Origin of the sequence: Streptomyces sp. NPDC006733, from assembly GCF_040636125.1 — a bacterium.
Classification (GTDB): Bacteria; Actinomycetota; Actinomycetes; order Streptomycetales; family Streptomycetaceae; genus Actinacidiphila.
The window spans coordinates 25,601-34,124 of sequence record NZ_JBEYJD010000066.1 but is presented as its reverse complement, the minus strand read 5'-3'; the positions used below and the strand labels follow the sequence as shown (position 1 = coordinate 34,124).

The window sequence follows — 8,524 nt, the reverse complement described above, 5'->3', positions numbered from 1 at the left end:
CGAACACCAGCGGCGGATACGACTGAAGCTCCGCGAGCACAGTGCGCAACGCCTCAGAGTCGGGGTACTCGGGCTGCTGCGCCGCGGGAAGGGATTGCCAGGTGTTTCCACCGGCTGCGGGGTTAGCTGTCACGGTCACGCGACCAGCCTACGGGGTGACGACCGGCGGAATCCGACACCGCCCATTGGATGAGACGAGCCCCACTGCGCGGGCCCCCGTGCGCTAGGGTTCCGCACATGTTCGCGCAACAGCACACCAACTGGTGGTGGCCCGCTCTCCCGGCGGCCCACCTCATCGCGCGTACGTAACGACCGACCGCGAAGGCCGCCCAAGGGGCGGCCTTTTCTGTTTCCCGGGCCGCTCCCTCCGTTGTTCCCCATCGGAAGGACCCGCCGTGCATCCCGTCTCCGGCACCGAAGCCACCGCCGCCTCCCTCGTCGAGCGGCTGCTCTCCCCCGGCTGCCCACCGTTCGCCCTGCTCCGCCGCCGCACCCCGGGCCGCGACGCCGACCTCGTCGAAGTGCTCCTCGGGCCCGTCACCGAGGCCGGGCTGCTGGCGGACATCTCCCTGCCGGACGGCGCGCCGGAGGGCGGCCCGGCGCTGGACGCGCTCGCGCTGGTGCCGTTCCGGCAGATCCGCGAGCGCGGCTTCGACGTCCGCGACGACGGGACGCCGCTGACCGTGCTGCGGCCCGACGAGACGCACGAGCTGCCGTTGGCGGACGTCCTCGGCGCGCTCCCGGACGAGGAGGTGGTGGTCGACGGCGGCGCGTTCGACGTGGACGACGAGACCTACGCCCGGATCGTCGAACGGGTGATCGAGGACGAGATCGGGCGCGGCGAGGGCGCCAACTTCGTGATCCGGCGGACCTTCCGGGGCGAGATCGCCGGGTACGGGCCGCGCACCGCGCTCGCCCTCTTCCGCAAGCTGCTCAGCGGCGAGCGCGGCGCGTACTGGACGTACGTCGTGCACACCCCGGACCGCACCCTGGTGGGCGCGAGCCCCGAGGTGCACGTGCGGATGGCCGGCGGGACCGTGGTGATGAACCCGATCAGCGGCACCTACCGCTACCCCGCCACCGGGCCGGACACCGAGGGGCTGCTCGCCTTCCTGCACGACGCCAAGGAGGTGGAGGAGCTGACGATGGTGGTCGACGAGGAGCTGAAGATGATGTGCACCGTCGGCGACCTCGGCGGAGTCGTGGTCGGGCCGCGGCTCAAGGAGATGGCGCACCTGGCGCACACCGAGTACGAGCTGCGCGGGCGCACCACGATGGACGTGCGGGACGTGCTGCGCGAGACGATGTTCGCCGCGACCGTCACGGGCTCCCCGGTGCAGAACGCCTGCCGGGTCATCGAGCGGCACGAGCCCGGTGGGCGCGGCTACTACGCGGGGGCGCTGGCGCTGATCGGCCGGGACGCGGCCGGCACCCGGACGCTGGACTCGCCGATCCTGATCAGGACCGCGGACATCGACCCCGGCGGGCGGCTGAAGGTGCCGGTCGGCGCCACGCTGGTCCGGCACTCCGACCCGCGCGGCGAGGTCGCCGAGACCCACGCCAAGGCGGCCGGGGTGCTGACCGCGCTGGGGGTGCGGCCGGCGCCCGAGCGCGCGCCGGCCCCCGCGTTCCGGCTGGCCGACGACATCCGGGTGCGGGCCGCGCTGGACGCCCGGCGGGCGAACCTGGCGCCGTTCTGGCTGCGGATGCAGGTCGAGCCGTCCCCCGCCGACCGGCCCGCGGTGCGGGCGCACGCGCTGGTGGTCGACGCGGAGGACACGTTCACCGCGATGCTCGCCCACGTGCTGCGCTCGTCCGGGCTGGACGTGACCGTGCGCCGCTACGACGAGCCGGGGCTGCGGGAGGCGGCGCTGTCCCACGACGGGCCTGTCGTGCTCGGCCCCGGCCCCGGCAATCCGGCCGACGCCGGCGACCCGAAGATGCGCTTCCTGCGCACCCTCGCCGCCGACCTGGTCAGGGAGCACCGGCAGGGGCTGCTCGGCGTGTGCCTGGGCCAGGAGCTGCTGGCGGCGGAGCTGGGGCTGGACATCGTGCGCAAGGACGTCCCCTTCCAGGGCGCCCAGGAGCGCATCGACTTCTTCGGCCGGCCGGAGACCGTCGGGTTCTACAACACCTTCACGGCGCGCTGCGACGACGCGACGGCCGAGGAGCTCGCCACCCACGGCGTGGAGCTGAGCCGCGACCCGGCCACCGGCGACGTGCACGCGATGCGCGGCCCGGGGTTCGCGGGCGTGCAGTTCCACCCCGAGTCGGTGCTCACCCTGGACGGCACGGCGATCACGGCGGAGCTGCTGGCCGCCGTCCTCACGCCGTCTCGCTGAACGCCGAGGCGTCCAGCACGGGATCGGCGAGCACCGGCCCGACCAGCATCATCACCGCGGCGATCATCTGGAACTCGTCGGCGGTGCCGTCGACCACCAGGTCGGCCAGGGCCCGGGAGGGGGCGACGTGCGCGGCATGCCGCTCCCTCCCGGTCTCCAGGTAGTTCAGCAGCGACAGCCGCGGGTCCTGGCGCTGGACGTCGATCTTGCGGAGGATCTTGCGCGCCAGCCGGATGTCGTCCGGGGTGTCCACGTACACCCGCCACGTCGCGCGGTTGGCGACCGAGGACAGGGTGAGGGCGAACAGGCCCTCCACGACGACCAGCCGGTGCCGGCCCGAGGTGGCCGCGGCCTCGATCGCCGCGACCACCGCGAGCTCGTCGATCGAGCCGGGATGGTTCCAGTCGAGGATCTCCGACCCGCTCGCGCTGACCGTGCGCACCCCGCGCACGGTGTCGTGCGCGGGCACGTAGTAGTCATCGAGATGGATCAGGCCGATGGTGTCGTGATGGTGCAGCGACAGCGCCTCGGCAAGGGTTGACTTGCCCGATGCGGTGCCGCCTGCGACCGCCAGTACAGGTGTGCGCCACCTGTTCGTCACACCCGTCATACCGGGCGCTCCTCATGTGCTCAAAGGGGAAAAACGAAGCGGCCGGACGAGACTGTGTCTGAGCCGGGTGGACGGAGAATAAGGCGCACTGATCGTCTGCTGCAAGCAGTGATGTTCCCGCGATGTTCAAGGTTCAGCCAAAGAAGACCCCGGCCTCCGTGTAGAGCCGCGGATCGACGGTCTTGATCCGCTCGGTGGCCTCCGAGATCGGCACCCGGACGATGTCCGTGCCGCGCAGCGCGACCATCTTCCCGAAGTCCCCGTCGCGCACCGCGTCGATGGCGTGCAGCCCGAACCGGGTGGCCAGCCAGCGGTCGAACGCGCTGGGCGTCCCCCCGCGCTGGACGTGCCCGAGCACCGTGGTGCGGGCCTCCTTGCCGGTGCGCTTCTCGATCTCCTTGGCGAGCCATTCGCCCACGCCGGAGAGCCTGACGTGGCCGAACGAGTCCAGGGTGCCGTCCTTGAGCACCATGTCCCCGTCCTTGGGCATGGCGCCCTCCGCGACGACCACGATCGGCGCGTAACGGATCTTGAACCGGCTCTCCACCCAGCCGCAGACCTGGTCGATGTCGAAGCGCTGCTCCGGGATGAGGATGACGTTGGCCCCGCCGGCCAGCCCCGAGTGCAGGGCTATCCAGCCGGCGTGCCGGCCCATCACCTCGACGACGAGGACACGCATGTGCGATTCGGCAGTCGTGTGCAGCCGGTCGATGGCCTCGGTGGCGATGTTGACGGCCGTGTCGAAGCCGAAGGTGTAGTCGGTGGCGGACAGGTCGTTGTCGATGGTCTTGGGAACGCCGACGCACGGGACGCCGTGCTCGTCGGAGAGGGTCGCGGCCACCCCCAGGGTGTCCTCGCCGCCGATCACGATGAGCGCGTCGACCTCGAAGGCCGCGAGGTTCTCCTGGACCCGGCGGATGCCGCCCTCGATCTTGAGCGGATTGGTGCGTGAGGAGCCGAGGATGGTGCCGCCGCGGGGCAGGATGCCCCGCACGGCGGGTATGTCGAGCGGCACGGTGTCGCCTTCGAGCGGCCCGCGCCAGCCGTCCCGGAAGCCGATGAACTCGTAGCCGTACTCCTGGACGCCTTTGCGGACGATCGCCCGGATCACCGCGTTGAGACCGGGGCAGTCACCACCACCGGTCAGTACTCCGACCCGCATAGCTCTTCCCTTCGCCAGCATTGCGTTGCATTGCCTTACGGGGAACCAACTCCGGCAACGCTAGCGTGACTTGGGTCACATGCGGGATGGGGCGAACCAGGTCATTCGCGGGTCACTCGCCGTCGAGCCCGCGCTCGATCGCGTAGCGCACCAGTTCCACCCGGTTGTGCAGCTGCAGCTTGCCGAGGGTGTTCTGCACGTGGTTCTGCACGGTGCGGTGCGAGATGACGAGCCGTTCCGCGATCTGCTTGTAGCTCAGGCCCTTCGCGACCAGCCGCAGCACCTCGGTCTCGCGCTCGGTCAGCCGCGGCGCCTCGGGCTCGTCGGACGACGCGGGGACCGGGTCGGAGGCCAGGCGCCGGTACTCGCCCAGTACCAGCCCGGCCAGGCCCGGGGTGAAGACCGGGTCGCCGATCGCCGTCCTGCGGACCGCCTCCACCAGTTCGTCGCGGCCCGCGGACTTCAGCAGGTAGCCGGTGGCGCCGGACTTCACGGCCTCCAGCACGTCCTCGTGCTCGCCGCTCGCGGACAGCACCAGCACCCGGAGCGCGGGATTGTCCGCGACCGCCTCCTTGCACACCTGTACGCCGGACATCCCCGGCAGGTTCAGGTCCAGCACGATGACCTCGGGCATCGCGGCCCGGGCCCGGCGCACCGCCTCGGGGCCGTCCCCGGCCGTCGCGACCACCTGGTACCCGGCCTCCGACAGGTCCCGGGCGACCGCGTCCCGCCACATCGGGTGGTCGTCGACCACCATCACCTTCACGGTGTGGTCCTGCTCGGGCTGGGTGTCCCCCACCATGTGACTGCCTCTCGTCGGCCTGATCCCCGTACCGGCGCCAACTCTACAAACGCTCCGGCCCGGGACGTTCAGTGGTTCGCGCGGACCTTGGGCAGCCGGAGTTCGACCTCGGCGCCCTGGCCGTCGGTGGTGGTGAGGGTGGCGGAGCCGCCGAGGTCGCGCAGCCGGCCGCGGATGGACTGGGCGACCCCGAGGCGGCCCTCGTGCTCCGCGTCGGCCAGCCGGCCCTCCGGGATGCCGGGGCCGTCGTCGCGGACGCTGACGAGGATCTCGTCGGGCTCGTCCTCCAGCAGGATCCAGGCGTGGGCCTGCTCCCCGGCGTGCGTACGGACGTTGTCCAGGGCGGCGCCGACGGCCGCCGCGAGTTCGGCGGCGGCGTGCGCGTCGACCAGGACCGGGGTGCCCGGGGCCGAGATCGTCACCCGCGAGTTGCCGTAGGGCGTGAGCAGGGCCCGCACGTCGCAGGGGCCGAGCGCCGCGTCCGCGGCCTCCTGGTCGGCCTCGGCGGCGCCGGTGCGCGAGCGCAGCGCCGCGAGCAGCCGGCCGCGGCGGACCGCGGCGGCGTTCTCGGCGGAGCGCGGGTCGGGGACGAAGCCGTCGGAGATCAGCGCCCGCAGCGCGGACTCCTGCTCGCCGGCCATCCGGCCGAGCGCCGCGGCCTCGCCGCCCGCCTCGCTGCCCCGGCGCTGGACCATGGCGAGCACCTGGAGCACGTTGTCGTGGATGTCGCGGGCGAGCCGCTCCCGCTCGCGAGTGGCCGCCTCGATCTGCAGGGCGCGGGCGAGGGTCCGCTCGCTGGCGCGGGCGACCTCGACGACGTAGCCGATGGCGATGCTCGCCACCCACACCAGCAGCACGTTGTGCAGGCTGTCGCGGGCGAAGGCGCCGCGCTCGACGACGTTGGCGATGCCGACGAGCGTGGAGGCGACGGCGGCCCAGCGCCAGCCGCCCTTGATCGCGAAGGCGAGCACCGAGCCCGCCGTCCAGATGGACGGCAGCGTCGGGCCGCCCTCGACGATCCGCAGGTGCGTGTCGATGACGGGGGTGAGCAGTATCCCGGTCAGCGCGAGGGTGAGGTCGGCGACGAGGAAGCGCTTGGTGCACCGCTCCGCGGAGCGCACCCGGCCCAGGGTGAGGAACGTCCAGACGGTCAGCACCGCCATGTACGCCGCCGCGGCCGGCGGGTGGCGGTACTCCCCGTACGCGTCGCCGAAGAGCGCGAGCGCGTAGGCCAGGGTCAGCACGCGGTAGGCGGTGAGCGCCTGCCACAGCGGCTGTTCCACCGACATCCGGATCGCCTTGGCCGCCATCGCTTCCCCCTCCCCCGAGGCCGAGCCGGTTCCTACGGGCCGGCCGGCCCGTCCTTGTCCTGCTTCTCCTGCGCCGCCTTCTCGGCCTTCTCCAGCTCGGCCTGGCGCTTGGCCTCCTCCGCGATCTGGCGCTTCGCGGCGGTGGCGTAGATGTCGACGTACTCCTGGCCGGACAGCTTCATGATCTCGTACATGACCTCGTCGGTCACCGAGCGCAGGATGAAGCGGTCGCCCTCCATGCCGTGGTACCGGCTGAAGTCGAGCGGCTTGCCGATCCGGATGCCGGGCCGCACCGAGACCTTGGGCAGCACCTTGCCGGGAGGCTGCACCTTCTCGGTGTCGATCATCGCGACGGGGATCACCGGCGCTCCCGAGGCCAGCGCCACCCGGGCCAGCCCGCCGGGCTTGCCCCGGTAGAGCCGGCCGTCGGGCGAGCGGGTGCCCTCGGGGTAGATGCCGAACAGCTCACCGCGGTCCAGCACCGCGATCCCGCTGTTGATCGCCGCCTCGCCGGCGCCGCGCGCCCCCGAGCGGTCCACCGGGAGCTGGCCGACGCCCTTGAAGAACGCGGCGGTCAGCTTCCCCTTCACGCCGGGCGAGGTGAAGTACTCCGCCTTGGCGATGAAGGTGACCGGCCGGTCCAGCATCGCGGGAAGGAAGAAGGAGTCCGAGAAGGAGAGGTGATTGCTGGCCAGGATCGCCGGCCCCTCCTTGGGGATGTTCTCGAGGCCTTCCACCCAGGGGCGGAAGGCGAGCTTGAGCGGCGAGCCGATCGCGAGCTTCATCGCGCCGTAGAACAACCGAGGACCTCCTGTAGCTGACGCAAAGACCTTAACGCCAGTTCCGCCCCCGGCACTCCCCGCGTCCACGCGGCGGGGCTTACCGGGGGGTATCCGGGCCGCGTACGCTGAACTCCTGCCACCCTCCCCGCGGCGAACAGGAGTCCCACGGTGCCGCTCATGCCCGGAGCCGAGCCGTACAGCCACGACGGTGGCGACGTCGGTGTCCTGCTCTGTCACGGATTCACCGGCACGCCGCAGTCCATGCGCCCTTGGGGCGAGTATCTGGCCGCCCGCGGCCTGACCGTCTCCGTGCCGCTGCTGCCGGGTCACGGCACCCGCTGGCAGGACATGCAGCAGACCGGCTGGCAGGACTGGTACGCCGAGGTCGACCGCGCGCTGCGCGAGTTGTCCGCACGCTGCTCGCAGGTCTTCGTCTGCGGGATGTCGATGGGCGGCGCCCTGGCGCTGCGGCTCGCCGAGCGGCACGGGCACGCGATCAGCGGCATCGTCCTGGTCAACCCGTCGGTGAAGGCCGACAGCCACCAGCTGAAGGCGGTTCCGGTGCTGCGCCACCTGGTGCCGTCGGTGCCGGGCATCACCAGCGACATCGCCAAGGAGGGCGGCGCCGAGGTCGGCTACGACCGGACGCCGCTGCACGCCGTCCACTCCCTGAGCCGCTTCTGGAAGCTCGTCAGCGCCGGACTGCCGCAGGTCACGCAGCCGTTGCTGCTGCTGCACAGCCGGGTGGACCACGTGGTCCACCCGTCGAACAGCGCGGTCGTCCTCAGCCGGGTCTCGTCGGGCGACGTCACCGAGACGGTGCTGGAGCGCAGCTACCACGTGGCGACGCTGGACCACGACGCGGAACGGATCTTCGAGGAGTCCTACGGATTCATCCGGCGCCTGGCGCCCGCGGTGGACAAGGAGGTGACCGCCAGTGGCTGAGCGCGAGGAGGAGCAGGTTCCGGACGAGACGGCTCCCGACGTCTCCGAGCCGGCCGTCGCCGGCACCGCCGAGGGGGCGGCCCGTCCACCCCTGGACGAGGACGCGGCCTGGGCCGAGCTGGTCGCCGGCTTCGACGACGAGCCCGAACCGGGCACCGGTTCCTGGCCCGACGCCGAGAACCTCTCGCCCGCCCGGCCCGAGGACGGTGCCGAGGACGGGAACGGGGACGCGGACGCCGGCTCCGGCCCGCCGACCCGCAGCATCGTCGTCCATCCGGTGATCAAGGGCCCGCGCGACTACACGGCCGCCGAGGACGAGGACGAGGGCCACTACGTGCCGCCGGAGCCCCCGCCGCTCCCGCAGGCCGACGTCACGACCAAGTTCGCCTGGCTCGCCGTCCTGGGCGGGCCGCTGCTGCTGATCGTGTTCATCCTGCTCCGGCAGGAGATCACCTGGTGGGTCATGACGCTGGGGGTCGGCGGCTTCGTCGGCGGCTTCTGCACGCTCGTCACGCGGCTGCGCACGGGCGAGGACGACGACGAGCTGCCGGGGGGCGGCGCGGTCGTCTGA

At 72.2% G+C, this 8,524-nt stretch carries 9 protein-coding genes; 3 read left to right on the top strand and 6 right to left on the bottom strand.

Annotated features, from left to right (window positions below):
- The coding region (locus tag ABZ721_RS37030; RefSeq protein WP_358793202.1) for a 3-deoxy-7-phosphoheptulonate synthase at positions 1-139 on the bottom strand (139 nt) is incomplete at its 3' end.
- Positions 140-395: 256 nt separating this feature from the next.
- Between ABZ721_RS37030 and ABZ721_RS37025 the strand changes: the two genes are divergently transcribed.
- Positions 396-2,342 carry an anthranilate synthase family protein gene (locus ABZ721_RS37025; RefSeq protein WP_358793201.1) on the top strand — a complete coding sequence of 649 codons (1,947 nt, stop codon included), beginning with the start codon at positions 396-398 and terminating at the stop codon, positions 2,340-2,342.
- Here the strand turns inward: ABZ721_RS37025 and ABZ721_RS37020 are convergent.
- The 5 genes from ABZ721_RS37020 to ABZ721_RS37000 all read right to left on the bottom strand — a co-directional run bounded on the left by ABZ721_RS37020 (position 2,326) and on the right by ABZ721_RS37000 (position 7,026).
- The gene (locus tag ABZ721_RS37020) at positions 2,326-2,952 is read right to left on the bottom strand and encodes a hypothetical protein (RefSeq protein ID WP_358793200.1); all 627 of its coding nucleotides are present in this window, start codon (positions 2,950-2,952) and stop codon (positions 2,326-2,328) included. The genes ABZ721_RS37025 and ABZ721_RS37020 overlap by 17 nt on opposite strands.
- Before the next feature lie 133 nt (positions 2,953-3,085).
- Positions 3,086-4,114: a 6-phosphofructokinase gene (locus tag ABZ721_RS37015; RefSeq protein WP_358793199.1), complete on the bottom strand. Its 1,029-nt coding sequence runs from the start codon at positions 4,112-4,114 to the stop codon at positions 3,086-3,088.
- A gap of 112 nt (positions 4,115-4,226) precedes the next feature.
- Positions 4,227-4,916 carry a response regulator transcription factor gene (locus ABZ721_RS37010; protein WP_358793198.1) on the bottom strand — a complete coding sequence of 230 codons (690 nt, stop codon included), beginning with the start codon at positions 4,914-4,916 and terminating at the stop codon, positions 4,227-4,229.
- Positions 4,917-4,984: 68 nt separating this feature from the next.
- The gene (locus ABZ721_RS37005; protein WP_358793197.1) at positions 4,985-6,226 is read right to left on the bottom strand and encodes a DUF5931 domain-containing protein; all 1,242 of its coding nucleotides are present in this window, start codon (positions 6,224-6,226) and stop codon (positions 4,985-4,987) included.
- A gap of 32 nt (positions 6,227-6,258) precedes the next feature.
- Complete coding sequence (locus tag ABZ721_RS37000; protein WP_358793196.1) at positions 6,259-7,026, bottom strand: lysophospholipid acyltransferase family protein; 768 nt, start codon at positions 7,024-7,026, stop codon at positions 6,259-6,261.
- A 150-nt stretch (positions 7,027-7,176) separates the two neighbouring features.
- On the opposite strand from ABZ721_RS37000, the gene ABZ721_RS36995 reads away from it, so the two are divergent.
- Together ABZ721_RS36995 and ABZ721_RS36990 are read left to right on the top strand one after the other, a co-directional pair.
- Positions 7,177-7,953: an alpha/beta fold hydrolase gene (locus tag ABZ721_RS36995; RefSeq protein ID WP_358793195.1), complete on the top strand. Its 777-nt coding sequence runs from the start codon at positions 7,177-7,179 to the stop codon at positions 7,951-7,953.
- Entirely contained in the window at positions 7,946-8,524 is a 579-nt protein-coding gene (locus ABZ721_RS36990; RefSeq protein WP_358793194.1) for a hypothetical protein, read from the top strand. Before ABZ721_RS36995 ends, ABZ721_RS36990 begins: the two co-directional genes overlap by 8 nt.

Bases quoted from the DNA above. Each gene is read 5' to 3' on its own strand.
- ABZ721_RS37005 (WP_358793197.1), bottom strand. From the start codon at position 6,226: ATGGCGGCCAAGGCGATCCGGATGTCGGTGGAACAGCCGCTGTGGCAG.
- ABZ721_RS37020 (WP_358793200.1), bottom strand. From the start codon at position 2,952: ATGACGGGTGTGACGAACAGGTGGCGCACACCTGTACTGGCGGTCGCA.
- ABZ721_RS37015 (WP_358793199.1), bottom strand. From the start codon at position 4,114: ATGCGGGTCGGAGTACTGACCGGTGGTGGTGACTGCCCCGGTCTCAAC.
- ABZ721_RS37010 (WP_358793198.1), bottom strand. From the start codon at position 4,916: ATGGTGGGGGACACCCAGCCCGAGCAGGACCACACCGTGAAGGTGATG.